The 24,167-nt window shown below is 53.7% G+C and carries 26 protein-coding genes and 2 pseudogenes; 15 read left to right on the top strand and 13 right to left on the bottom strand.

What is annotated here, in order from left to right:
- Positions 1 to 5 precede the first annotated feature (5 nt).
- The 4 genes and pseudogenes from HRR99_RS23305 to HRR99_RS20800 all read right to left on the bottom strand — a co-directional run.
- Positions 6 to 440, bottom strand: a pseudogene (locus HRR99_RS23305) (cadherin-like beta sandwich domain-containing protein); the annotation flags it as partial.
- 438 nt (positions 441 to 878) lie between these two features.
- Positions 879 to 1,406: a GNAT family N-acetyltransferase gene (locus tag HRR99_RS20810; RefSeq protein WP_233124714.1), complete on the bottom strand. Its 528-nt coding sequence runs from the start codon at positions 1,404 to 1,406 to the stop codon at positions 879 to 881.
- A gap of 18 nt (positions 1,407 to 1,424) precedes the next feature.
- Positions 1,425 to 1,748, bottom strand: coding sequence for a DUF6916 family protein (locus tag HRR99_RS20805; protein ID WP_233124713.1), 324 nt, complete (start codon positions 1,746 to 1,748; stop codon positions 1,425 to 1,427).
- Entirely contained in the window at positions 1,745 to 2,476 is a 732-nt protein-coding gene (locus HRR99_RS20800; protein ID WP_233124712.1) for a phage tail protein, read from the bottom strand. The genes HRR99_RS20805 and HRR99_RS20800 overlap by 4 nt, the downstream gene beginning before the upstream one ends.
- Before the next feature lie 302 nt (positions 2,477 to 2,778).
- Here HRR99_RS20800 and HRR99_RS20795 point away from each other — a divergent pair, with 302 nt between their 5' ends.
- The 6 genes from HRR99_RS20795 (at position 2,779) to HRR99_RS20775 (ending at position 7,145) form a co-directional block, all read left to right on the top strand.
- The gene (locus HRR99_RS20795; protein WP_233124711.1) at positions 2,779 to 3,453 is read left to right on the top strand and encodes a permease; all 675 of its coding nucleotides are present in this window, start codon (positions 2,779 to 2,781) and stop codon (positions 3,451 to 3,453) included.
- A 47-nt stretch (positions 3,454 to 3,500) separates the two neighbouring features.
- Positions 3,501 to 3,980: an energy transducer TonB gene (locus tag HRR99_RS23300; protein WP_422387353.1), complete on the top strand. Its 480-nt coding sequence runs from the start codon at positions 3,501 to 3,503 to the stop codon at positions 3,978 to 3,980.
- Positions 3,981 to 4,129: 149 nt separating this feature from the next.
- Positions 4,130 to 4,390 carry a 30S ribosomal protein S21 gene (rpsU, locus tag HRR99_RS20790; RefSeq protein ID WP_111841677.1) on the top strand — a complete coding sequence of 87 codons (261 nt, stop codon included), beginning with the start codon at positions 4,130 to 4,132 and terminating at the stop codon, positions 4,388 to 4,390.
- Between the two features lie 629 nt (positions 4,391 to 5,019).
- Positions 5,020 to 5,391 (top strand): response regulator, encoded by a 372-nt coding sequence (locus HRR99_RS20785; RefSeq protein WP_233124710.1) that lies wholly within the window; start codon positions 5,020 to 5,022, stop codon positions 5,389 to 5,391.
- A 217-nt stretch (positions 5,392 to 5,608) separates the two neighbouring features.
- A complete protein-coding gene (locus HRR99_RS20780) occupies positions 5,609 to 5,938 on the top strand; it encodes an ArsR/SmtB family transcription factor (RefSeq protein WP_233124709.1) in 330 nt (109 codons plus the stop codon).
- A 493-nt stretch (positions 5,939 to 6,431) separates the two neighbouring features.
- Entirely contained in the window at positions 6,432 to 7,145 is a 714-nt protein-coding gene (locus HRR99_RS20775; RefSeq protein ID WP_233124708.1) for a Crp/Fnr family transcriptional regulator, read from the top strand.
- A 36-nt stretch (positions 7,146 to 7,181) separates the two neighbouring features.
- On the opposite strand, the gene HRR99_RS20770 is transcribed toward HRR99_RS20775, so the two are convergent.
- Complete coding sequence (locus HRR99_RS20770; RefSeq protein ID WP_233124707.1) at positions 7,182 to 8,150, bottom strand: isocitrate lyase/PEP mutase family protein; 969 nt, start codon at positions 8,148 to 8,150, stop codon at positions 7,182 to 7,184.
- A 178-nt stretch (positions 8,151 to 8,328) separates the two neighbouring features.
- Here HRR99_RS20770 and HRR99_RS20765 point away from each other — a divergent pair, with 178 nt between their 5' ends.
- The 8 genes from HRR99_RS20765 (at position 8,329) to HRR99_RS20730 (ending at position 15,667) form a co-directional block, all read left to right on the top strand.
- Positions 8,329 to 8,808, top strand: a complete 480-nt coding sequence (locus tag HRR99_RS20765) for a tripartite tricarboxylate transporter TctB family protein (protein ID WP_233124706.1) — start codon at positions 8,329 to 8,331, stop codon at positions 8,806 to 8,808.
- 11 nt (positions 8,809 to 8,819) lie between these two features.
- A complete protein-coding gene (locus HRR99_RS20760) occupies positions 8,820 to 10,334 on the top strand; it encodes a tripartite tricarboxylate transporter permease (protein ID WP_111841671.1) in 1,515 nt (504 codons plus the stop codon).
- Between the two features lie 16 nt (positions 10,335 to 10,350).
- A complete protein-coding gene (locus tag HRR99_RS20755; RefSeq protein WP_233124705.1) occupies positions 10,351 to 11,298 on the top strand; it encodes an isocitrate lyase/PEP mutase family protein in 948 nt (315 codons plus the stop codon).
- Positions 11,295 to 12,263, top strand: a complete 969-nt coding sequence (locus tag HRR99_RS20750) for a Bug family tripartite tricarboxylate transporter substrate binding protein (RefSeq protein ID WP_233124704.1) — start codon at positions 11,295 to 11,297, stop codon at positions 12,261 to 12,263. The genes HRR99_RS20755 and HRR99_RS20750 overlap by 4 nt, the downstream gene beginning before the upstream one ends.
- Complete coding sequence (locus HRR99_RS20745; RefSeq protein WP_233124703.1) at positions 12,263 to 13,315, top strand: AbrB family transcriptional regulator; 1,053 nt, start codon at positions 12,263 to 12,265, stop codon at positions 13,313 to 13,315. The genes HRR99_RS20750 and HRR99_RS20745 overlap by 1 nt, the downstream gene beginning before the upstream one ends.
- 102 nt (positions 13,316 to 13,417) lie before the next feature.
- A complete protein-coding gene (locus HRR99_RS20740) occupies positions 13,418 to 14,182 on the top strand; it encodes a GntR family transcriptional regulator (RefSeq protein WP_233124991.1) in 765 nt (254 codons plus the stop codon).
- Between the two features lie 170 nt (positions 14,183 to 14,352).
- The gene (locus tag HRR99_RS20735; RefSeq protein ID WP_233124702.1) at positions 14,353 to 14,544 is read left to right on the top strand and encodes a CsbD family protein; all 192 of its coding nucleotides are present in this window, start codon (positions 14,353 to 14,355) and stop codon (positions 14,542 to 14,544) included.
- 174 nt (positions 14,545 to 14,718) lie between these two features.
- Positions 14,719 to 15,667 (top strand): IS630 family transposase gene (locus HRR99_RS20730; RefSeq protein ID WP_233124701.1). Its coding sequence is split into 2 segments (ribosomal slippage): positions 14,719 to 15,054 and positions 15,056 to 15,667, totalling 948 coding nucleotides; the frame shifts between segments, so codons are not numbered across the junction.
- A 71-nt stretch (positions 15,668 to 15,738) separates the two neighbouring features.
- Here the strand turns inward: HRR99_RS20730 and HRR99_RS20725 are convergent.
- The 4 genes and pseudogenes from HRR99_RS20725 to rfbF form a co-directional block, all read right to left on the bottom strand.
- Positions 15,739 to 16,253, bottom strand: a pseudogene (locus HRR99_RS20725) (IS66 family transposase).
- 42 nt (positions 16,254 to 16,295) lie between these two features.
- Positions 16,296 to 17,561 carry a class I SAM-dependent methyltransferase gene (locus tag HRR99_RS20720; protein ID WP_233124699.1) on the bottom strand — a complete coding sequence of 422 codons (1,266 nt, stop codon included), beginning with the start codon at positions 17,559 to 17,561 and terminating at the stop codon, positions 16,296 to 16,298.
- Between the two features lie 4 nt (positions 17,562 to 17,565).
- Positions 17,566 to 18,636, bottom strand: coding sequence for a CDP-glucose 4,6-dehydratase (rfbG, locus tag HRR99_RS20715; RefSeq protein WP_233124698.1), 1,071 nt, complete (start codon positions 18,634 to 18,636; stop codon positions 17,566 to 17,568).
- Positions 18,633 to 19,400, bottom strand: a complete 768-nt coding sequence (gene rfbF, locus HRR99_RS20710) for a glucose-1-phosphate cytidylyltransferase (RefSeq protein WP_233124697.1) — start codon at positions 19,398 to 19,400, stop codon at positions 18,633 to 18,635. Before rfbF ends, rfbG begins: the two co-directional genes overlap by 4 nt.
- A gap of 233 nt (positions 19,401 to 19,633) precedes the next feature.
- Here rfbF and HRR99_RS20705 point away from each other — a divergent pair, with 233 nt between their 5' ends.
- Complete coding sequence (locus HRR99_RS20705) at positions 19,634 to 20,863, top strand: glycosyltransferase family 2 protein (protein ID WP_233124696.1); 1,230 nt, start codon at positions 19,634 to 19,636, stop codon at positions 20,861 to 20,863.
- Here HRR99_RS20705 and HRR99_RS20700 read toward each other — a convergent pair.
- Genes HRR99_RS20700 through HRR99_RS20685 form a run of 4 tightly spaced genes read right to left on the bottom strand, consistent with a single transcriptional unit; the run spans position 20,860 to position 24,086 of the window.
- Positions 20,860 to 21,576 (bottom strand): CatB-related O-acetyltransferase, encoded by a 717-nt coding sequence (locus HRR99_RS20700; RefSeq protein ID WP_233124695.1) that lies wholly within the window; start codon positions 21,574 to 21,576, stop codon positions 20,860 to 20,862. The two genes, HRR99_RS20705 and HRR99_RS20700, sit on opposite strands and share 4 nt — an antisense overlap.
- Positions 21,569 to 22,285 carry a WbqC family protein gene (locus HRR99_RS20695; RefSeq protein WP_233124694.1) on the bottom strand — a complete coding sequence of 239 codons (717 nt, stop codon included), beginning with the start codon at positions 22,283 to 22,285 and terminating at the stop codon, positions 21,569 to 21,571. Before HRR99_RS20695 ends, HRR99_RS20700 begins: the two co-directional genes overlap by 8 nt.
- Positions 22,285 to 22,953 (bottom strand): formyltransferase family protein, encoded by a 669-nt coding sequence (locus tag HRR99_RS20690; RefSeq protein ID WP_233124693.1) that lies wholly within the window; start codon positions 22,951 to 22,953, stop codon positions 22,285 to 22,287. The genes HRR99_RS20695 and HRR99_RS20690 overlap by 1 nt, the downstream gene beginning before the upstream one ends.
- Positions 22,950 to 24,086, bottom strand: a complete 1,137-nt coding sequence (locus HRR99_RS20685; RefSeq protein WP_233124692.1) for a DegT/DnrJ/EryC1/StrS family aminotransferase — start codon at positions 24,084 to 24,086, stop codon at positions 22,950 to 22,952. Before HRR99_RS20685 ends, HRR99_RS20690 begins: the two co-directional genes overlap by 4 nt.
- Positions 24,087 to 24,167: the final 81 nt, after the last annotated feature.

Raw genomic sequence — 24,167 nt, 5'->3', positions numbered from 1 at the left:
GTAACCGTGACTGTGTAGGTTTTTGAACTGCCATATTCCGGCGTCACCACAACAGGGATTGCGTTGGTACCCACGTTGAGGGGGATGGAGGATGATGCGGCACCGGATGTGACCGCTACGCCCTTTACTGTTATGGTTGAGTTCCCATCATTGGCCGTTGGGGTGATGGCGATAGAGCTTACTGAATTGGCGACTGAGACCGTGTAGCTGGTTGTCGCAGACGAAAAGCCAGGATCTAAGCTGCCGTTGTCGAGCGCAAGTGCTGACAGTGTTGCGTCGGATGAAGCCGTTGCACACGTCAGTATGAGGGTAGCGCCAGTATTGACCGGTCCAGTCAGACTGACTTCGGCCCCCGAATCAGATGGTAATACGAAGCTTGAAGAGACAGTATCATTTCCAGATGCATTACTAGCATTTAGAACGATGCCGTAATCATACACATCAATTGCAGCGGCTGCATAGTTATTTTCCGAACCAGTCCCTGTAAACGTGACCGTCCAGCTTAATTTGTCACCAGCGTTAAATTCATATTCTGTATATATACTAGTAGAGCCATTCGCTACTGTTACGCCACTGCTCCAGTCCGAGTTCACATCCTGACAACTCAGAGCTTTCGCCTGGCCCGCGACACCAAAGACAATGGCCAAAGACAGAAGAAATTTAGCCGATTTTCGCGTCGGAAACGAAAGAGCAGACGCGACCTTATGAAACGCATCGTTAGACGTTTTCTTCTGCAAGAAACTTCCCCAAAATACACGCGGAACCGCAACCACGAGTCGTTATCCCACTGCCCCATATCTCAAAAATTACTATCACGTAATTTGCTGATTTCTAGTACAGGTGGTATTTTGGTTTCGAAAAAATTGCATTAGTTTTTTCTACTGTTGCATCTTCGATACAACCTGTGGGCGGGGTAACCATCGCATGTGGTAGTGTGGAGGTTCAGTGCCTGTTAGCTGAAAGCCAAGGCGTTCGTAGATGTGTCTGGCGCTTGTGCCAAACATGGGCGTGGAAAGAGTGATCGGAATGTCCATATTTTCAGCGGCGGCCTGAAGCCCTCGCACCACTTTGGTCCCAATGCCTTTACCTCGGGCTGCGGTCATGACTTGCAACTCCGACAGGCGCCAGTTGCTGTAGCCCAGCGAAACGACAAGTCTTCCAACGCGGTTGCAATTATCTTCAATAACCATGTCCATATGCTCAGGGTAGGCGTTGCCCAGCCCTTCGCGCAGAGTATCGAATTGTTGCTTGTGCAACATGCGTAAAAAATCCGGCTTGCCATCAACCCAGGACAGCCACGGCCTGGCCTCGATAAGCAATTGCAACAGAAATGGCTGATCCTGAGCCTGGACAAACCGCAAAGCCAGATTGCCGGGCAACGGAAATGAGCCGTTCAGTGCTGCCATGTTGGCTGCTCCATTGTTTTAGCCAAATACAACTTGAAACAGAGCCCTGGTCGGGGCTGTAGGGTTCAGGATACGCGAAACGTAAACCGGTCCAATGGCGGGAACATCGGGATGAAAAAACGAGAAGTCCCCCCATTGAAATGGCGGCACAGTTTCATCTTTAGCCTCGAACTCCAGTGAAAATGGCGTTCGAGGTGTACCCTGCATCTTTCCTTCGGGAAATTCACTGCATCGTTTCAACTGCACGGGGATGGCGAGATCGGTGGAATGCACCATCTGGAACAGTTCCCCGACATAGGGTTGAAGCAATGAAGCCCTTATCGTTGCAATGTCCAGCGTCATGGTCGATCCGGATAAATGCCGACCATAGCGATGACGAAGTTCATGGCGAGATACGGTTGCATCAGGGAAACCGACTCGCTCTGGCCCGCCGCAGCTATGGTCACGGCACCGCCTGTGAGAGCGTTGATTTTTACCGTAGCGCCGGGTGAACCTGCATCGCCGGTGACCTTCGTGTTGACGTTGCTCAACTTCACGAGATCGGCAGTCTTGGGGGAGGCGTACATTCTGTTGTTTGTACTGGCAACGCCGGACAACATATTGTTCGTGCTGCTTGGTAAATTTGCATCGCCGACAGCACCGTAAACATCCACATCAACGGCAACATTGAGAGTACTTGGAACGTCTGGAATTGTTACATTCTGCTCTGTTAAGACAGGAGCGAAGCTGGCTTGATGGCTGTGAACAGGCATTTGGGCCTGAGTAAGCGTATGCGCGGTTTCGCCCTGGGAACTTGCGAAGGGGAAAGTTCCAAGAGTAGGGCTCACGCCCGCCCCCAGCGGCACTCTGCCGCGCAAATCCGGCAGCATGAAATTACTGTTGACAAGACTACCACCATAAGTTTCCCCAATAAGCGAATAGAGCCCCTGATACTGCATGACCTGGACAGTCTGCCCCTGGCAGACGCTATAACCGTTCGGGGCCCATGAAAACGGGAGCAAGTAAATCATTCCGAGCATGGGATCCATATCAATACCCTCAAAGGTTGTTGTTTTATTTTCTGTAACCATTGAGGGTGCTCGCGTCAAGTGACACATCAGAAAATTAGTAGCAAAGAATATTACAGCCTTGCATGCTTCATCGATATCCCGTCAACTCCGGATATTAAGACGATATTCAAACTGTGTTGGAGAAATCGGCGGACGGCACAGGTAGCGTATGCAGTCCATTACGATGCCGAGCATCGAGTAGATGCATTACCGCACGCTCCGATGGATATTTGAATCATGGACCGCATTTCCGTATTCGCAATCTCTAACAGACGAGCTACTTAAAAGACCGGCAGCGGTGACAGGAGGCGGATTTGGATTTTATGAAACTTCTGAAGTCGCTTGAAGAGCTGCTTTACGAGCTGGTCACATGGCTGCTGTTTTACCCGCTCACCATGTGGCGATCTGTCGTCAGGCCGCTGAGCATGATGCGCTATGCTGATACGGAGCTCGCCGACCGGCTTGAAGATCAGTACGACGATACCTTGAGCCCTCCCCTGTTTCTGCTGATCACACTGCTCCTGTCACAGGGCATCTCATCCGCTTTTCCCTCTGCCTATGATACAGCCGCTGCCGCCAAGGAACTGGGGTCTGGTTCCAACCTGCTCATCGCCCGCGGCGTGGTGTTCGGGATTTTTCCGCTTTGCATGTCTGTTACCGCGCTGCGACAGCGGTCGGCGAGAATCACCCGGAATTCACTGCGGCCACCCTTTTTCAGTCAGTGTTATGTCGCGGCACCCTTTGCATTTGTCGTGGGCCTGGGATTTGACTTCATGTTCATGCCCCACGCACAGGGGATGATGATTGGTGCGATGACGCTGACGATTGCCATAGCGTGGTACGCGCAGGCGCAGATACGATGGTTTATCAGGGATATGCACATGGGCGCGGTCAGGGCGACGGGCGCTTTCATTCTGGCGTTCATCACCGCAAGTGTCGTCGCGCTGATGCTGGCAATTACGATTGGTGTGGAGGCAAAGACGATGGCAGCCGGCTGATCTTTGAACCGCAATCAGGGCTCGACAAATGTTGTGCCGAGCGGGCTATGCGATGTAGTGTGGTGGGATCGTATACAACTGCTGATAGGATCGAGATGAAGCTGTCTAGAGTCGGTTTAGTTATGATGCTGGCGCTCGCCTTACCATTTACTGCAGATATTTCAGCGACTTCCGCGGAAGCGCCGTCCGCACCGCTGCCGCAAAACGCGACTGAGTGGAACAGATATGTGAGTACGCGACTGAGACGCGCTTCGATTCCAATCGCGAATGCAGCTCGCAAGCGCGGAATTGTGGGGGACTACGCCTTAAAAATTGACTTTACCATCAAGTCCAACGGGTCGGTCTCCGATGTGCGTCTTATGGAGGGGTCCGGGGATGACGCCCTTGACGCGGCTGCATTGGAGATTCCCGCCAAGGCCGTACCCTTTCTTCCCTTCACCAAGGACATGCCGCAAACGCCGAGGCGTATCAGTGCGCCCCTGGTTTTCAAGCTGGTTCCGGAGCCCCCGAAGCCACCAGCACCCTAGTGTGGCCTCCGCTCTCACCCTATTTACCCTCCAATCGCACGTTCATTACGCAATGTTATGCTCAGTATGTGACGATACACTTGCCAAAAGCCCCAATCGCAGGGTATGGACTGTGCATAATTGCCAGAATGTTACCCAGGAGCTAAAGCTTGCAAGTCCTCGTCCGTGATAACAATGTCGATCAGGCGCTACGCGTACTGAAGAAGCGCCTTCAACAGGAAGGCGTGTTCCGTGAAATGCGTCTCCGTGAAAGCTATGAGAAGCCATCAGTCAAGCGCGCCCGCGAAAAGGCTGAAGGCATCCGCAGAGTCCGTAAACTCGCTCAGAAGAAGCTGAACCGCGAGCTGGGCATCGTAGCACCGAAGAAGCAGCGGCCTGCTCCACAGGCCAAGCCTGCTTCTACGACCTAAGCACTCGATCAGCACTTCGTCATGACCGCACGCGCCCCTTGGCAAGTGCGAGAAGACCGTCGAATCACAAGTGGGATTCAGATTTGAATCCTGCTTGTAATTGTGCGTCATTAATTCCGTCGGCCTTGGCCTCGCAATGAGTGCCGAGCCGATGGCGTTTGCGTTGTGGTGTTGGAGATACCAACTCCGTCAGAACCCGCGCCGCGTGTTGTTTCATCAACGTCAGCGCGACTCATCCTACGGTGACAGACTAGGTGAACGGGCCAGCTCCGGTCTCATTGCAGAATCGCGTCTGCCAGAGGCGAGTCACGGGGTTCTGAATGATCGCCATATAGGGCTGGTGATCGATTGCGCTATTGTGCTCAAGTGCCCTAGCGCGGCAGACGTTGGTCGTCTGTGCACACACCTTCTCACAAATGCCCCTCCAAATAACTGCATCGCGCGCCATTCAGCACCATACCGGCGTTGTGCCGTCGTGGCACGGATTGCGTCTCATTGGCGAAAACCATAGGCCTGGCGGAAAGATAAGGTGGAACCTATTCGAGGTCGGATCTTTAATGTCCGATAAAGGACATTAAAGTGGTGTACACCACCATTCGTGAATTGCCTCCTACCGAAGCGAGACCTTCGTGCCCCAGGACCGGATTGCCGTACTCGTCGTTGAGAACGAGGCACTCATTCGATCTGCTATCGTTGCGGATTTGGAAGCAGAGGGCTTCGAGGTCTTTGAGGCTGCAAACGCAACGGAAGCGATCGTCGTGTTGGCAATCAACCCTGCCATTAGCGTCCTGTTTACCGACATCGATATTCCCGGTGATGTAGACGGCCTGAAACTTGCAGCGTTTGTGAGGGATCGATGGCCACCGATCAAGATCATCATGACATCCCGTCATCACCATTTGCGCGACCAGACGCTCGGTATCGGAGAACATTTCATCCCTAAACCGTATCAGCCAGACCATGTCATTGCTTCGCTGCGTAAGCTTGTGTCGCTAGACTGACGACCGCGCCAAGGGCATGTCGCTTATGGCTCGCACAATGTCCGATATCGGACATATATGTGATTACTTGTATTGCATACGAGCTCGGAAGGTGACACTCTTCGTTTCACCGCTGGATAAGCGGTCACATGCGAAAGCGAAGTGATTCGCATGCGCACTGGTTCTCGTATCGCTTCTTTTCAATTTGAACGACGTCCTCCCGTGACGGGAATTGCCTATGAAAACTACGTTCTCCGATGACCGTGCGGTACTGGATTCTGCGGGCATTTTGGCAGCGATGGCCAATGCAAAGCGCCTGCATATTCTCGATATTATAAGCCAGCGGGAGGTGCCCGTCGGTCAGCTGGCCGAGATGGTGAACCTCAGCCAGTCTGCCTTGTCACAGCATCTGGGAAAACTTCGTGATGCCAATCTCGTCAGTACACGGCGAGATGCGCAGACGATTTATTACTCCTGCAATTCCTCGGCAGCTATTCATCTCCTCGCGACGCTCTACGATATTTTCGGGATACCGCAGCATCCGTTGGCAACTGAGTCGTCTGCCTGACGTAACGGTGTTCACGTACCACAGTTGAGCAATGCTCGCATGGGTTTCAAACACCCAGCCTTTTGTGTTCGTCCGATTTCGGACTGAGTATCAGCGTCTGCCGTTGCGTAAGGTGCGGTTTTCATTGCAACGTAGCAGGCGCAAGTATTTAATTAGTTATTTCTAATGTTTTGCGGCCGATAAGAGAATACAACGGGAACGAGCCGGAAACAGTATATCCACAACACAGTTTTTGAGACTTAAGGTTACTAAAAATTGCCGTGGCTATAACTTCACAGATCGAAGTTGTAATCTGTGATATCAAGCGATTTCTATTAAAAGTCATGCCGAATTGTCCCATTTCGGACATGGAGTCTGGAGGCCTTGCATAGTGATCTCCAAGGCCGCCATACATCCGCCACGCCAATGGCTTAAAGCGACTCATCGTTCGCAACTTCATGGCGCGAACGGCTAGGAGATGATCATTGCTCTTGCCCTCACTGAGGTTAAGAATATGAGCAATCTTCAACAATCGACGGTTCATAATAAACTCCTCTCGGCGTTGGACCCGGTCGATTTCTCCCGTCTTGCCCCCCATCTGGAAGCGCTGGAACTGCCGAGGCTGTATGAGCTCTCGTCATCCGGCAAGATTGCCAACTACTGTTATTTTCTCGACCGAGGAATAGCGTCCGTCGTTGCGCAAGTCAGCGGAGGTCGGAAGGCAGAGATCGGCATTTTTGGTTCGGAAGGCATGTTTCCGACCTCGCTCATCATGCACGATCCGACCGCGCCCTATTCGACATTCATGCAGGTTGCCGGATACGGCTACAGAATCCAGAGCATCCATGTGTCCCATGCCATGGAGCAGAGCTTCAATCTTCGATCCCTGCTGTTAAGATTTGCTCAGGTGATGTCCGTTCAGACGGCGTTTACAGCGCTTTCCAACGCCACTGACAACATCGAGCAGCGCCTCGCTCGCTGGCTGCTGATGTGCCATGACAGATCGAATGGCGAGGCCATCGGCCTCACACACGCGTTCATTTCAGAAGTGCTGGCCGTGCGGCGCCAAAGCGTCACCACCGCACTCCATGTTCTGGAGGGTCAACATCTGATTTCGGCGGAACGAAATCAGATCAAGATACTGGAGCGACAGGGTCTGGAGAGCTTTGCGAGCGGCACCTATGGCCCTGCCGAAGCAGAATACCGACGCCTGGTCGGCCCGTTCTAGACGAACGGCCACCGGCGCGGCACAAGAGCGACCAGCTTATCCCCTCGGGTCATACTCCCCCAGTGACCCCGCATATTTGGCTAGACTTTCTTCAGGCAAAAATCGCTTTTCGATGTCCAGAACCGCCGGGAAGCCGGTGAGGTCGAGATAGGAGAAGGTGCCGAGTTTCGAAGATTTTTGGGTTTCCATGAAGTCGTTGAAAGCGTCGGCGCTTCTCTCTTTGCAATCGCGCAAAAATGCTTCCATCATCAATTGGGAAACTTTCGAGATGGAAATATTGTAGACAGCGGCACCGCTTGCCTCATACTCGGCTGCCGACAGCGCAGGCTTGATGGAGCTTGCATTGATGTAAAGGTCCGCCTCTGGGAAGGCTTCCAGCACGCGCTGCATTTCTTCGCGGCTCTGAAGCGCCATCACCATCAGCATATCGACGCCACAAGTCAGATAGGCCTCGCAGCGACGCAGGACCTCATCGACGCTGCCGCCAACGGCTGCGCGCGAATCGGTTCTGGCGATGACGACAACGTCAGGGTCCAGTTCATCGCGCTTGGCACAAGCGGCGCGATATTTGGCGCTGGCCTCCGAGATCGACACAACCTCGACACCCTTGGTGAAGCCGCAACGCTTGGGAAAAGTCTGATCCTCAAGGAAAAAACCCGCCACACCAGCAGTGATGAATTCGTGCACGGCGCGTGTTGTGTTGACCGCATTACCAAAGCCCGTTTCGCAATCGGTTATGACAGGAATGGTAATGGACTGGCAGATACGGCGGATATTATCGACCGCTTCTGTCAACGTCATCAGGCCCGCATCCGGCATGCCCATGATGTGGGCCGCTGCCTGTGAGCCGGACTGGAAGAACAGGCGAAAGCCTGCCGCTTCCGTCAGTTGTGCATGATGCGGCGTTGCGCCTGAGATGCCGACCAGCGGCTTGCGGTCTTCCCGCAGCTGACGTCGCAGCTCCGAACTCATACGACCGGATATGACGGTTGGGCGAAGATGCATGTGAAACCTCCCTGAAACACTGCCGCATGTTTTCCACAGCATGGATTTTATGTCAACATTCTATCGGTATTAGCGCATTTATTCATCGTTAATCGGATTTTATTGCAAATAGTGTTGACAGATTTATAAGTCTTGGGCTTAAGTGAGATGACATTAATATGACGGCATGGGAGGAGCTATGACTGTCAGAAACTGGCCACTGGCCACATTCGGCATCACCATATTCGCAATAGGGATTGCGGTGTTTCTTAATGCCCGCGGCATTCAGGGCGGGTTTGGCTATGACGCCGTCGGCCCCGCTGTCTTCCCGATGATCATCGGTGGAGGCTTCATGGTCTCTGCCATTTTGATGTGCCTCGAAAGCCTCAGCGTCGATGCCGACGCGACTAATAGCGAAGAGAAAACAAACGTCTGGCCGGTCATCGTCATTTCGGCAGCCGTGCTGATCGAGGCGCTGCTGATCAAAAAGGCCGGTTGGGTGCCCATGGCAACGCTTGTCTTCATGGCTGGCGCCTGGGCTTTCGGTGATCGCAGGCTGCTTCTGAATGCTGTTTTCGGCCTCGTGCTGTCCGGCATCATTCTCTTCGCCTTCAACTGGGGGCTCGGCCTCGATCTTCCGCTCGGCATTCTCGCGCCGATCCTTCCTGCCAACCAGTAGGTCCGGCTCAAATGGATACTTTTTTTGATCTCATGAACGGCTTTGCCGTTGCTCTCACACCCGCCAATATCGGTTGGTCGCTTCTGGGCGTCACACTGGGAACCGCCATCGGCGTGCTGCCCGGCATCGGCCCTGCGACCACAGTGGCGCTTCTGATGCCGCTGACACTTGGGCTTGATCCCATCTCGGCCTTCATCATGTTTGCGGGCATCTATTACGGCGCTCAGTACGGCGGCTCGACAGCCTCCATTCTGCTCAACACGCCCGGTGAAGCAGGCGCGATGATGACGGCGCTCGATGGTAACGCCATGGCCCGAAAGGGGCGCGGTGCGCAAGCGCTGGCCACCGCTGCCATCGGCTCGTTCATTGCCGGAACGATTGCGACCATCGGCCTGACATTCGCAGCGCCACTGCTGGTCAATGTCGCCCTGCTTTTGACGGCGCCCGATTATTTCGCACTGATGATCCTGTCGCTGGCGACGGTGACGACCGTCATCGGGCGGTCCATCGGCAAAGGTATCGCGGCACTCTGCTTCGGCCTGTTCCTCGGCTGTATCGGCCTCGATCCGCAGACCGGACAGGAACGCTTTACCTTCGGCATCATCGAACTCCTCGATGGCATCGACACCGTGGTGGTGGCAGTCGGTCTGTTCGCTGTCGGCGAAACGCTGTTCGTGGCGGCGCGTGAAGGCGGCGTGGCCGACAAGATCCATGCGCTGAAAGGCTCTATCTGGATGAGCCGCGAGGACTGGTCTCGGTCCTGGAAACCATGGCTGCGCGGCACGCTCATCGGTTTCCCGATCGGTGCCATTCCCGCAGGCGGAAGCGAATTGCCGACAATTCTCTCTTACACGCTGGAAAAGAAGCTGTCCCGCAACCCCGAAGAATTCGGTAAGGGTGCCATCGAAGGTGTTGCCGGGCCGGAAGCTGCCAACAATGCCTCGGCGGCTGGTGCCTTGTCTCCGTTGCTGGCGCTCGGGCTTCCGACCTCCACGACAGCCGCAGTTCTGCTCGCCGCCTTCCAGCAATATGGCCTGCGTCCCGGCCCGTTGCTGTTTGAAAGCAACAGCGATCTGGTCTGGGGTCTAATTGCCAGCCTTTACATCGGCAATGTGCTGCTGCTCATCCTCAACCTGCCCATGGTCGGCATCTGGGTGAAGCTGCTGTCGATCCCCAAGCCCTGGCTCTATGGCGGCATTCTGGTGCTGGCATCACTCGGCACCTATAGCATCAACGGCAATGCAATCGATATCTTCCTGCTTTGGATCATCGGCATCATCGGCTTCTTCTGCCGGGTTCTGGATGTGCCCATCGTGCCCTGCATTCTCGGTCTCATTCTGGGCCCGATGATCGAACAGCAGATGCGCCGTTCGCTGGCCATCAGCCAGGGTGACTGGACGGTGTTTCTGACCCACCCGGCCTCGGCACTCATGCTGGCACTGGCGGCCTCCATCATCTTTATTCCAGCCCTTATGCGTCTTCGCCGGTCCAACGACCCGGCTCCCGGCAATGCCGAAGCGCCCTGAAAGAACGGAAATGACCATGTCGCTGAGAGCCGAATATCGAAAACTCATCCTTGAGCGCGCAGGCCACGTCATGCCCGGCGTTTACGATGCCCTGTCTGCCAGAATTGCAGAACGTGCAGGCTTCAAGCTGATCGGTGGCGGTGGCTTTGCCGCCATCGGCACCATGCTGGGCGGCGCCGATATGGGGCAATCCAACATGCGCGATTATGCCGACCACTACGGTCGCATCTGCGCGGCGGTCAATGTGCCCGTATCAGTGGATGCCGACACAGGGTTCGGCGATGTGCACAATGTGACACAGATGGTTCGCAGTTTCGAAACGGCGGGCGTGTCCGGTATCATGATCGGCGACCAGAGCTTTCCCAACCGCTGTGGATATCTGCCGGGCAAGGACGTGATCTCCGTGGAGGAAATGATCGCCAAGATACGCGCCGCCGTCGCCGCCCGCCGCGATCCCGATCTGGTCATCATTGCGCGCACTGACAGCCGCAGCGATTTCGGGCTGGATGAAGCGATCATGCGCTGTAAGCTCTATCTTGAAGCGGGTGCAGACCTCGCTAAGCCGCAAGGTGTCGACAGGCCGGAGGAAATTGCCCGCTGCATGGAAGAAATCCCCTGCGAATTTGCGGCGACCCTGTCTCAGGCCGCCAAGCAGCGTTTTACCGATATCACGGAGTTGAAGGCACAGGGCGTGGCCACCATCAGCATGCCATCCATTTCTCTGTTTGCCGCCGCCCACGCGGTCGATGCAACCTTGCGATCGCTTGCCACGGCAGGCTCGCTGTCTTCAGTCGAAACGGGGCTGATGCGGCTTGATGACTACAATGAACTCGTCAATCTCAATGGCATGATGGCCAATGAAATCGAGTTTCGGGAGGAGGCAACACGCCTCGTCCAGCGCCAAAATGCGCGCTCCACCACACAATCTTCAGAAACCATCGACATGGGAGGAAACGTTCGATGATATCACGCAGACTGTTACTGGCAGCTTTTGCCACCACGCTTGCCCTACCGGCACTACCCGTCGCGGCACAAAACATCCGAACCCTGGACGTCACCGTGCCGGGCGGACCGGGCAGCGGGCTGGACCAGGTGGCACGCGCCATCGAAGATACGGTGCGCCATGAAAAGCTGGCGCCATCCGTCAAGGTCACCAACATTCCCGGCGGCGGCGGCTTTGTCGCCATCTCGCAATTCGTGACCAGCAAGGAAGGCAATGGCAACGCCGTTGTCGTGCAGGGGGCAGGCACGGTGTTCTTCCCGCTGACCAACAAGACCCCGGTGACATTGGCGGATGTGCGTCCGCTGGCGCGTTTGGCGGGTGAATACGAGGTCATCGCAACCCGCGCCGATTCCGAGCTCACCTCCTTCAAGGACCTGATGGACAAGTTCACGGCCAATCCGGGCAGCGTTGCCTGGGGCGGCGGATCGCCGGGATCGACCGAAAACATCTTCTTCGCACGCTTGGCGAAGCAGGCCGGTCTTCAGCCGAAACAGGTGAACTTCATTCCGCACCCAAACACCGGTGAGGTCGTCGTTTCGGCGCTGAACGGTCAGGCGACCGTTGTCGGCGGCGGCTTGCAGGACTTCCTCACACAGGTGCAGGCCGGGAAGATGAAAATTCTGGCCGTTGCCGCGCCGGAGCGCCTGCCGGGCGTCGATGCGCCGACCCTGCGGGAACTGGGCGTTGACGTCGTGTTCGCCAACTGGCGCGGCATTTCTGTGCACAAGAGCCTTGATGATACCCAGGCCAAGACGCTTGCCGCTTTCGTAGAAAAAATGAAGGATACACCACGCTGGAAGCAAATCCTAAAAGATCGCGGCTGGCTGGATATGTATATGAATGAGGCCGATTATCAGGCCTTCATAAAGAAAGAGACCGACAGCGCCAAGGAAATCCTCGGCGAACTGGGGCTTGCTGCGAACTGATGCCTCCCAGGGTAAAAATCCTCACTGTCGGGCTGGTGCTGGCAGCTGGGGTAGCAGGCGGAATTCTGTTCCGCCTGCTCCATCTTCCCCTGCCGTGGACGCTGGGGGCGATGTTCGGTGCGGCCCTTCTGTCTTTTTACGACCGCAGCCGGGTTCTGCCCTCCATCTTTCGCGATGGCGCGCGCCCGGTGATCGGCGTTATGGCCGGAAGCGCCTTTACGCCGCTGGTCGTCCAGACCATCACCGGCTGGTGGATGCTGGTGCCGATACTGATCCTGTTTTTTCTGCTGGTTACGACCTGCGGCTTCTACTTCTTTCGCTTGCTCGGCTACGACCGCTCGACAGCCATATTCGCTTCGATGCCCGGTGGGCTGGGAGAAATGACATTGCTGGGCGCGCAGTTCGGCGCCGACATCCGCAAGCTGGTGCTTGTGCATTCCGTGCGCATCATCATCGTCGTCTCAGCCGTGCCGTTTCTTTTGACGCTGATGACCGATGTCAATCTGGTAAAAGGTGCTGCACCTATCGGTGATCACGCCATTGCCGGCGCGATCGACTGGCTGATTTTGCTGTTATGCGCGTGCCTCGGATATCTGGCCGGAAGACCGCTGCGATCATTCGGCGGCATCATGATCATGCCGCTTCTATTCAGCGCCATCGCCCACGGCACCGGCCTCACCGCCATTGCACCGCCCGCGTGGCTGGTGGCGGGCATGCAGGTCGTCATCGGCTGCATCACCGGCGCGCGGTTTGCCGGCATCAAGTTCCACGAGGCACGACTTGCACTGATGCAGGGCGTTTTCTGGACCTCGATCCTCATCGCTCTGGCGCTTGGGGCAGCAGAGATCACCAGCATCCTCATCGACCAACCCTTTGCCGCGCTGTTCCTGGCGTTTGCGCCCGGTGGCTTTGCCGAGATGAGCATCATCGCCTTTGCAGCCAACATCGAGGTGGCCTTCGTCGTGACCTGCCACGTCTTCCGCACCATTTACGTCGTTCTCGCGGGGCCTTCCATTCATCGACTTCTTGCAGGGAAAAATGATCGGTCATGACACTCTAAGTCATTGAATCGACGCATCCGCCTTCGAAAATCCATTCCGGTCTTCGGGCCGATGCGCTAGTATCGCGCGAGATAAACGAGGTTGGCATTGAGCATGGATCGCATCAACACGCTGGGCGCAGGCATTCAGGACCGCGCTATGGAAGTGGAAGGAACACTGGCGGAACGGCTTTTCCATCAATTGACCGAGGCCATTCTTATGGGCGAAATTCCACTCGGTTCGAAAATCAGCGAGCCCGCACTGGCCCAACGTTTCGGCGTCAGCCGTGGCCCTCTTCGCGAAGCAATGCACCGCCTGCAGGAGCGCCGCCTAATTACACGCACCGCCAACCAGGGCGCGCGCGTCACGGAAGCGACACCGGAAAGATTATCTTCGCTGTTTTCCGTTCGAGAAATGCTGGAAGGCCTTGCCGCGCGGGAAGCAGCCTTCAAGATGACATCAGAGGATTTCCTCAAGCTGCGCGAAACCATCGAGCATCACGAAGCAGGCCTTGCTGGATTGGAGCCCGGCCAGCACAACGCGCTGGGCACGGTCGATAGGGACTTTCATTTTCAGATAGCGCAATCCAGCCAGAATGATCTGCTGATAAAGCTGCTCTGCGAAGAGCTTTACCCGCTGCTGCGCCTCTACCGCAGCCGCAACGACAGTCTCGTTCTGCGTCAACGTGCCGTGGTCGAACACAAGCGCATCTACGACGCCATCACCGACCGCGACGCCGACCTCGCCGAAATCATGATGCGCCGCCACATCGGCAGCGCCAAAATACGGCGGGTCGAGGCAATGCAGCGCGATATGCCGTTTGAGGAAGCCGCGCCATTATCTGCAGGTAAACGAAAGGCCAAACCAAGAACGTCCTGAAGCTTCGATCAAGCGCTTGCCAATGGGGCGATGGCGTTCGACTGTGCCACCTTCAACCAGATCGGGATTGGCAAAATGGAAGCGGCCAACAAATTTTCCAAGGAACCATAACATGCCCTAACCCGTTGTTTTACCAATCGGGCAATACAGCTCATATAAGGAGAACGACGATGGGTAGCACCATGGACAAGGTTAAAGGCAAGGCCAACGAAATCGCCGGCGAAGCTCGCCAGGCAGTAGGCGACGCAACCGACAACCACGAGATGGAAGCTAAGGGCGCAGCCCAAGAAGCCAAGGGTCATGCACAGCAGGCCAAGGGCGACGCGAAGGAAAAAGTCAAAGACGTGATTGATCGGGCATAATGGCCTCGATCATAAAAAGGGCTCCGAACTCAGTTCGGGGCCTTTTTTGATTCCGTTGTTTCGCGATTGGGTTGGTGCATCTAGAGCGTTTCCACGTCTTTCTAAATCGGGTTTGATTCCCAAATCAGTTCTGATGTGATTCACTGATGTTGGCTGGATGGAGGCCAGCATCTGATGACCGCACCGATATCAAATGATCTTCGTGAACGTGTTGTCGCAGCCGTGTCGAGCGGCGAAAGCGTCCGTGCCGTTGCAGCGCGCTTTGATGTGGCCGCGTCTTCGGTGGTGAAATGGTCTCAGCGCCATCGTGCGACCGGATCGGTTCGTCCAGGCAAGATGGGTGGTTACCGCAAGCGCATCCTGGAGCCACATCGCAGCTTCATTGCCGAACGGCTCGCTCAGAATCCACACCTGACACTGCATGGACTGAAGGCCGAACTTGCCTTGCGAGGCATCGCCGTCTCCCACAATACGATTTGGAAATTCATCCGCAGCGAGGGGCTGCGCTTTAAAAAAAACGCTGTTCGCCCTTGAACAGGCGCGTGCCGATGTCGCCCGTAGAAGAGAGCGATGGAAGACCTTACAGCATCACCTCGATCCTGAACGGCTGGTCTTCATTGATGAGACCTGGATCAAGACCAACATGACACCCATCAGGGGCTGGGGACCCAAAGGCAAGCGACTGCGTGCGTTTGCGCCGCATGGGCACTGGCGTACGCTGACATTCCTCGGTGCATTGAGAAAGGATCGGTTGGCAGCACCTTGTGTCTTCGACGGACCGATCAACGGTCAGTGCTTTCGTGCCTATGTCGAACAGCAGTTGGTTCCGGTTCTCAAGCCAGGCGACATCGTCGTCATGGACAATCTTGGCAGCCACAAATCCGCGGCAGTCCGTCAGGCGATCACGGCTGCCGGTGCTCGGCTATGGTTCCTGCCACCCTACTCGCCGGACCTCAATCCAATCGAACAGGCCTTCTCGAAGATAAAGCACTGGATGCGCCACGCACAGAAGCGCAGCATCGAAAATACCTGGCGGCATATTGGCGGGCTGGTCGAAACGATCCTACCCGACGAATGCGCAAACTACATCAGAAATGCAGGATATGGTTCCGTCAAAAGGTGAAACGCTATAGCAGCGAAATCCATACCCTTATGCCGTGGAGCTACAGGGCTTGAACGGCCTCAGCTTGCCGCTTACGTTGTCTTGGGGCGGATTGCGCGCTCAACGATGTTGGAGCCGATCTCGATGCAACCTTCGTCCAAAAAGCGCTCAAGAGATTGGCGGCGGTTTATTGCGTAGCGGATTGCTTCTGCGGTCTTGGACTTGCCGGACACCTTCGCCAGTCCCCTCTCGCAGAGTTAAAAAGGTCGGCGACAACGGCTATCGATTTTTGCTGTCGCACCAGCGCACGGGTTTCAGCATTTTCCCCGCGGATCTCGTCCTCGACTTGCCATAGCTTGGCCATTGCTTTTACTGACGCGGTCGCGGTCTGATTGATACCACCGTCATGCAATTCGTAAAATTTGCGTTGGACATGCGCCCAGTATCCAGCTGGTGTGATGGTCTCGTGGCTGCCAGCCTTGACCTGCTCCTTCATCAGGCTTGTGTAGGCCGCCTGTCCGTCGACCTGAAGAATGCGGTTAAAGCCGCTCAGGTAGCAGGCAACACTGCGTGTCCCGCGACCGTCCTCAAATTTATAGGCGACCATGGGCGGCCCAAATGGCCTATCATCACGTGCGTGGGAAACGCTCTAAAGGGTTGACCGGTCGGAGACCCTGTCGCCACTTTCTAGTATTTTTAAGTAAGGAATCGCAGTAACGAAGCGCCCACCCCAGTCACTTATATATTTACAGGATTCAACGATCTCCGTTGTCAGGTTCCACGGCAGTATCACAACGAAATCAGGTCTGGCAATCCGCAGTTCACTGACCGGATAGACAGGTATGTGAGTACCCGGCAAAAACTTGCCTTGCTTCAAGTCACTTCGGTCCACTACAAACGCGATGTCATCGCGAGTCACGTCACACACGTTCAAAAAAGTATTACCTTTCGCTGCTGCGCCATAGGCAGCGACGACTTTCCCGTCTTTCCGAGCTTTATGAAGGAAATCCCGGAATTGATCGCAAACTGACGCCACTTTCTTCCCGAATTCACTGTAGGTTTTCATTTCCATCAAACCGAAATGCTTTTCCTTGTCACGCATCTCAAATAGGCGGGCGGTCGGATCGCGCTTACCATCTTCTCGTTCAGCAAACACACGTAACGAGCCACCATGTGTTGGAAGCTCCTCGACATCGAAAACCTTTATGCCGCAAGCCTTAAAAATCTGCTCTGCAGCGAGTAGCGAGATATACGAGTAGTGCTCGTGATAAATGGTATCAAACTGCACACCTTCTATCATCCGCAAAAGATGTGGAAATTCAAAGGTTGCGACACCTTCTGGCTTGAGGATGGTTTGGAAACCATGCACGAAGTCGGCAATATCAGGAACATGCGCGAGGACGTTGTTGGCCGCAGTGACGTCCGCAGCTATACCGCTTTCAAGAAGTGCGTCGGCCGTCTCTTTACCAAAAAAAGCGACTTTTGTTCGGATCCCCCGGCTCTCAGCGATCCGGGCTGCATTTGCGGCTGGTTCCACGCCGAGTACCTTGATGCCGAGGTCACGAAAATACTGCAGCAGATATCCATCGTTGGAAGCCACCTCAATAACCGTCGATTGACTATCTAAATTAAAACGGTCCGTCATCATTTGGGCAAAACGTTTCGCGTGCTCAAGCCAACTGGTCGAAAACGAAGAGAGATAGGCATAGTCAGCGTTAAAAATATTACTCGGCGAAACGGTCTCGGTTGTCTGCACAAGGAAACATTCGGAGCACACCATAACTTTGAGCGGAAACGAGCGTTCGGACGAAATATCAATTTCATCGCATAAAAAAGAATTTGACCAAGGCGTTGCGCCTAGATCGGCAACAATTGTTGTCAATGGTGTCGAGCAAAAGCGGCAGGTATTAATCATGATATCATTCGTCTTTCGTAAAATCATAAATTTGGCCTTTGATCAGAGCAGGTGCATCGCCGCCTTTACGCCATTGATCATACCAAAACGAAGTCCATTCGATTGCCGCAGTCTGGCTGAGCCTTGATTGCCACGAAAGGTGTTTCAGCGCCTCTCCTGGATCCAGTCCGAGAGTTTGCATCTCTCGTGGCTTACCACTAGCAGACGCGTCACGCCAGTTTTGCTCCGCTCCCATCGCCTTCTGAACAGCAGAGGCGACTCGTCCTACTGAGATTTGTGCTTCTTGAGGTGAAGGACCAAAATTCAAAGAATTTGGAAGCTGTTTGGCGTCAAAAAGATCTTCGCAGAATAGAAAGTAGCCGTTTAGACAATCAAGAACGTGCTGCCAGGGACGAGTAGCAAGGGGACTGCGGATGTCCATAGGCTTGCCAGTCAGAATCGCTCGAACGATATCCGGCACCAGCCTGTCGTCAGAAAAATCACCACCTCCCAAGACGTTTCCGCCCCTTGCAGTTGCAACGGCTACACCTTTCGATAGATAGAATGAATCGCGGTAAGTGGCGGTGAGGATTTCGGCTGCAGCTTTAGATCCCGAATAAGGATCATGCCCACCTAAACGATCAGTTTCAACGAAGTGACGGCCGCTTTCGTCGTTACTATAGACTTTGTCTGTCGTGACAACGAGGATTGCTTTAAGTTCCTCAAGAGCACGCGCGGCTTCTAATAAACGAGCGGTGCCCATGAAATTGACGTCAAATGTCTCAATTGGCTCGACATAGCTAATGCGAACGAGCGGCTGAGCCGCCATATGCAAAATAATATCCGGCTTACTATTTTGAAGCGCTGCACTCATGCGATCCGTATCACGCAAGTCTGCGATTGTTTCGTGGGCAAGCCCTGCCCCCCCAAGAAGCGCGTGGAGAGACGGAGAGGTGGAGGGCGCTAATGCATATCCAAAAACCTGAGCCCCAAGTTGGGTAAGCCAAATCCTAGCCCAGCTTCCCTTAAACCCAGAATGTCCCGTCAAGAAAACGCGTTTTCCCTGCCAAAAGTGTGTGTCTGGCAGTCGATTCATGACCAAACTTTCCACGGGGCTTTACCACTTTGCCATAACTCTTCGAGTTGATTTTTATCACGGAGAGTATCCATTGGCCGCCAGAAGCCATCATGGTTGAAAGCCATAAGTTGACCATCTCTTGCCAGCCCTTCGAGTGGTGCGCCCTCAAATGATGTGTAATCATCAACGATTCTATCCAAAACAGATCGATTCAAGACAAAGAAGCCACCGTTGATCCGCGCATTATCACCTGCTGGTTTTTCAGTAAAGCTTTCGACCTGACCGTTGTTGGTTAGCAATGCCCCATACCTGCCAGGCGGCACAACACTAGTCACCGTAGCATCGCGCCCATGCTTGGCATGAAAGTCTGTGAGCGCTTGAATATCAATGTCAGCAACACCATCGCCATAAGTAAGACAAAACGTGTTTCCAAGGTGGTCAGCCACACGCTTGAGACGCCCGCCTGTCATTGACCCTTCCCCGGTTTCTACAAGTGTTACGCGCCAGGGCTCAGCTTTGCGAGCATGATATGTCGTCTCACCCTTTTGCATATCAAATGTTACATCCGCCGAGTGGAGAATGTAGTTGGCGAAATATTCCTTAATCATGTATCCGCGATATCCGAGGCATATAACAAAGTCATTAAAGCCGAAATGGCTATATACCTTCATAATATGCCACAGGATGGGTCGTCCGCCGATCTCGATCATCGGCTTTGGCCGCAGATGGCTTTCTTCAGAAATACGAGTTCCATAGCCTCCGGCGAGGATAACAATTTTCATAATCGTGCGGTTCTACCGTAGAAGCCTAATCCATCAGGCGTGTTATCGATGTCAGGTTCTTCAAGCATTTCGTCCGAGAATGCAAGATGAGTCAGAATTGGCACTCGATTTCGGCTTATGGTTCCAGGGGTAAAACAGTTGACACGTCATCGCATTTTCGGTGATGACGCTTGCGGTCTCTCCGCGTGGAAACGAATTCAGGTGAAGGCTTAAACTTGGGAAGGAGTACCCAAATGGTTAACCTCGAGGCAGTTTCAAAGGCTATTGCCACGCCGGAAGCACAGCCGTTCTTTTCGGTAATCATCCCGACGCGAAATCGTCCTGATTACGTTGTTGACACGGTTGAAAGCATTCTTGCTCAAACATTCGAGAATTTTGAGCTAATCATTTCGGACAACTCGGATGATGCTAATGCCGCAATCAATCAAAGTGTTCTTGAAAACTATCTCAAGGATCCGCGCTGCCGTTATGTCAGGCCGAACAAAGAACTTCCTATGGTGGATCACTGGGAGTGGGCGCTGGCTCAGGCCCAAGGAAAATTCATCGGATTTGTCACAGATCGCATGGCCTTGCGGCTTTACGCTCTTGAGCTGACGTTCAACGCTATAACAGAGAAAAATGCTGATGCGGTCTGCTTCTTGAATGAAGGAGCGATGGAGTTTCCAAACTATAGAAGTATTCGGAAACAACGCCGGAAACCGACAGTAAGGAAAGTGATGTCGCTTGATAAGGCGACCCAATTTTCCAAGGGAATGCTGCAAAAAGACTCTCCGAGAATGTTGAATTCTTTCGTTTCTTTACTGGTTATCGAAAAAATACGACAGCGGTTCGGAACGGTGTTTTCCAGCATATCGCCGGACTATGTTTTCAGCTTTCGCCTTATGGATGAGCTGGATAGCTACTTCGTGTTGGATTATCCGCTGCTAATCGTTCAAGGGGAATCCCGCAGCAACGGCCGCGCTTTTAAACTTGGAAAAATGAATTCCGAGAGCACCAATTTTCTAAAAAATATAGATGATACTCAACGAGAGTTTTTTAAATTTGGGCCGATATCGGGTGATATGTTCGTTATGCCCAACGTCATATTGAGAGAATATGCTTTTGTCCTCTCTCAGTCAGACACCGGCAAACTTCCGCCTATCGATAAAAGAGAATTTTATATCAATGCCATGAAATATTACTCGGGTCTCTCCAAAGACGGCCTTGTCAGCGAGAGAGCAATGGCTGCGCTGGAGCAATATAGGATTGCGCATGGTTTTGAACGGATAATCTTACCAGCCAAAAGGTCAACTCTGTTTCTTTTATGGAGGAGATTCATTCGCGGTGAGTTGGGTGGAGCGTGGGTCGCTTCCACCATAGGTAACACACGGCTTCTTTACGAGAAATTTCTCGCTTGTTTCCAGTATTCACGTCGTCACAGTGCGAGAACGATGATCGAGGTATTGAAAAAAGACGCTGGCTAGACTTCGCCACCGATGGTTTTCAACAGCGACTCGCTGTATGTGAACGCATCTGGGTCTTTGAAAAGGTACGCTCGCTTCGATAACTCGGAATCGGGCCACAGCCACCACTGACTGGCCAAGATTTTCTCTTGAGCCGTTTCATCCAGGCGATAGCGAATAATCTTGGCAGGAACGCCTGCGACGATTGCAAATGCCGGAACATTTTTGGTGACGACAGCACCTGCGGCAACGACCGCTCCGATGCCGATAGTCACGCCAGTCAGAATTGTGACGTCACGTCCAATCCAGACGTCGTGCTCGATAATGATCCTTTGCTGGTACTGGCTTGAATCGAGCCACTCAGTCTCAACAATGCCAAACCGCGGCTGGTAAAAGGCGGGGCTGGTAGAAGGCAAACCGATAGGATGATTGCCAGCCGAAATGCCGACATTCGGAGCGATTGAACAGAAGGACCCTATTTGTGCGACCGTTGATTTGCCGTTGCACAATGGTTCATAGCCATATGTATATTTCCCCACTGTTATTCCAAATTGGCGATAAAGATAAAGTCGATAGAGGTCATCGCGAAAGCCATGTTTCTTGATCGATCTTCTACGAAGCCATTTTAATGTCCGACCTTTACGTTTCTTCGAGGCAAGCCAGTCATCGAATTTCGAGACAACATTAACGTCGTCAGGCGCATATTCTAGTTCGCCCGGATCATTGTCACTCACCTAGAAACTCCCTCCAGTGAATAGCCTGAGAAGAGATAAAGTGACTGCCATCCGTTCCGCAATTGGCGACCAGATCCAGAGCGGTAACGAAGGGAGTGAACTCTCCGTGATGTTGAGGGTAGGGTGTTTTCTTGTAATCCATGTAGCGCACAGAAATGCCATTACGTTCAAAGAGATCATGGTCTAGGTAGTTTCGGGCGCCATGGCCGGTAATATATTCTGTCCCGTTCAGGTGTTTGACAATATCGAAGACACGCTTGGAGCTTTCACCACCTATGCCGAAATCACGGGCATCCAAAAAGGCGCATTGCTTATCCAAGCCAAAATATCTCGCGAGCTCTATAATCGAGAGGCGTGATACCGTGCTTATATTGTCCGCAGATTGGTCCCAGACGCGGCACGCCAACTCGATTGCATCCTCAGCATGCGGGCAGCCCTTGAAACTTTCTTGAACAACATATTTGTGTTTTGGTACCCAAGCAGCAGCAGGGAGTATTTTCACCTCTTCAATCTTCTGTCCCAAGCGAAGATTTTCGGTGGGTACAGACATCCATGCCGTACCATTCGGTCTCTTCACTTGGACTCTATTGACGAATGAACCCTTTGAATATTGTACATCGTCATAGTGCACGAAAACGTCGGCAAGCCGAATTTGCTCGAGCAGACCCACCCAGGGAAAGTACATTGATTGGGAAATCACCACGCGCATCAGCGATCATCCGGCAATGGAGTTAGGTTCAAAAGCCCTTGGTAGGCCGCAATCAGGTCGGGATTTGTTAGTCCGGGGCTGCTCAACATGAATTGGCCCTGCCAAATACATGTTTGGGCAGTTGCATTTGCTTTGCCAGCCAACATTTCATACCAGATCAGAAAGAGCAGGACTTTGTGGAGGTAGCTTAGTCGGTTTATCGTTTTGATCGATAAATCTGGTGAGCGTGCGCTGGCGATTTGCGCGATAATCTTGCCCGTATCAAGTTGGTCATCAACTTCATGGAGCGTTCCGCCGAAGATTGTGACACCGCCGGATATGGCGTCCTTTACGCCATGCAGTCCTCGAAATGATGGCAGTAGTGCTGGATGTATATTCCAGACGCCAAGATCAGAAATCAGGGGGTATCCAACTTTGCGCGTGTAAAACAGCAGAACCTTTGAGCAGTCATGTTCTTCAAAGAACGATTTCGCCTCTTGAGAAAAGGTGTCTATATCGCGGTAGTCGATCCTTTTGGAAACGTGTCGGTTGGAGTGAGCCCATGTCTCAAGTCCGCATTCGCGATCCGTCAAAACAAACAGTTCCAATGGAAGGCCTGCATCTTGAACACATTTGGTTGCGACAGTGAGAGCCGCGCCGCCGCTGCTTCCGATAATCCCTAGTTTCATCTTCCCACCATCTTCTGCTCGGCAGCACCTTCATGTACGCCACGAATGACACCTACAACGCGGCTGATATCCTCATCCGTCATGTCATGGTAACTGGGCAGATTGATCGCCCTTCCCGGCAAATCATAGGCCATCGTATTGTAGGGCGCTTCCGAGAAAGATGGCGTTGAACTCAGGGGCCAGAAGAACACGCGGGCGTCGATGTTCTCGGCCGCGAAAGCGGCCTGCAGGCTTTCGCGGGTAATGCCAGAGCCTTCTGCGAATACGACTGTTGGCATCCAGAAGCCGTTGCGGGTGCCTTCAGGCTCAGGGTTCATGGATATGGCGTTCAGGCCGCACAGGGCATCGCGGTAAGCGTAAAAGATTGCCCGCTTGCGCTCCACCAGCTCATCAATCCGCTCTATTTGGGCTAAGCCGATCGCTGCCTGAAGATTGGACATCTTGTATTTGAAGCCGACTTCGTCGGGCCAGAACTGTTTCTGCTGTCCGCGTGCACGCCCGTGATTGGAGAGGGTGAGGACCCTGTCGTAGAGTGCCGTGTCGTTGGTAACGAACATGCCGCCTTCGCCGGTGGTCATCGTCTTTGTGCCGTGAAACGAAAACGCACCGAATGCGCCGATGGAGCCTGCGGGCGTGCCATGAAAGACAGATCCAAGTGCCTCGGCGGAATCCTCCACAACGGGAATTCCGTGGCGGCGTCCAATGTCCATGAGTGTGCCCATGTCGCAAAGATTGCCATAGATATGGACGGCAAGAATGGCTTTTGTCTTCGGTGTTAGGGCGGCTTCAACTTTAGCCGGGTCCAGACACCAGCTTTCCGAAAGAACATCCACAAAAACAGGCTTTGCGCCTAGATGCATGATAGGGGCGGCTGATGCGATCCAGTTTGTATCTGCCAGTATCACGTCATCGCCCGGACCAACACCGAGAGCTGCCAGCCCCATGTGGAGTGCACCCGTGCAGCTAGATGTCGATATGGCGTGTCTGACGTTGACATGCGCAGCAAAGGCTGCCTCGAATTTTTCGATATAGTCATAGCAGCGTTCGCCCCAGCCGTTTGCCGCAGCGTCCGTTGCATAGGCAACCTCGCGTTCGGTGATGGATGGTTTGGTGTAAAGAATGCGCTGCTTCATAACCGGCCTCATGACAGTTGCGATATGTCCTGAACTCAATTTCGCCATCAGGTCAAGTCGAATTACGTCTTGCCTTTGACA

Source organism: Agrobacterium vaccinii (assembly GCF_021310995.1).
In the GTDB taxonomy this organism is placed as follows: Bacteria; Pseudomonadota; Alphaproteobacteria; order Rhizobiales; family Rhizobiaceae; genus Agrobacterium; species Agrobacterium vaccinii.
The sequence above is the reverse complement of the archived record's forward strand: the minus strand, read 5'-3'. Positions and strand labels throughout refer to the sequence as shown.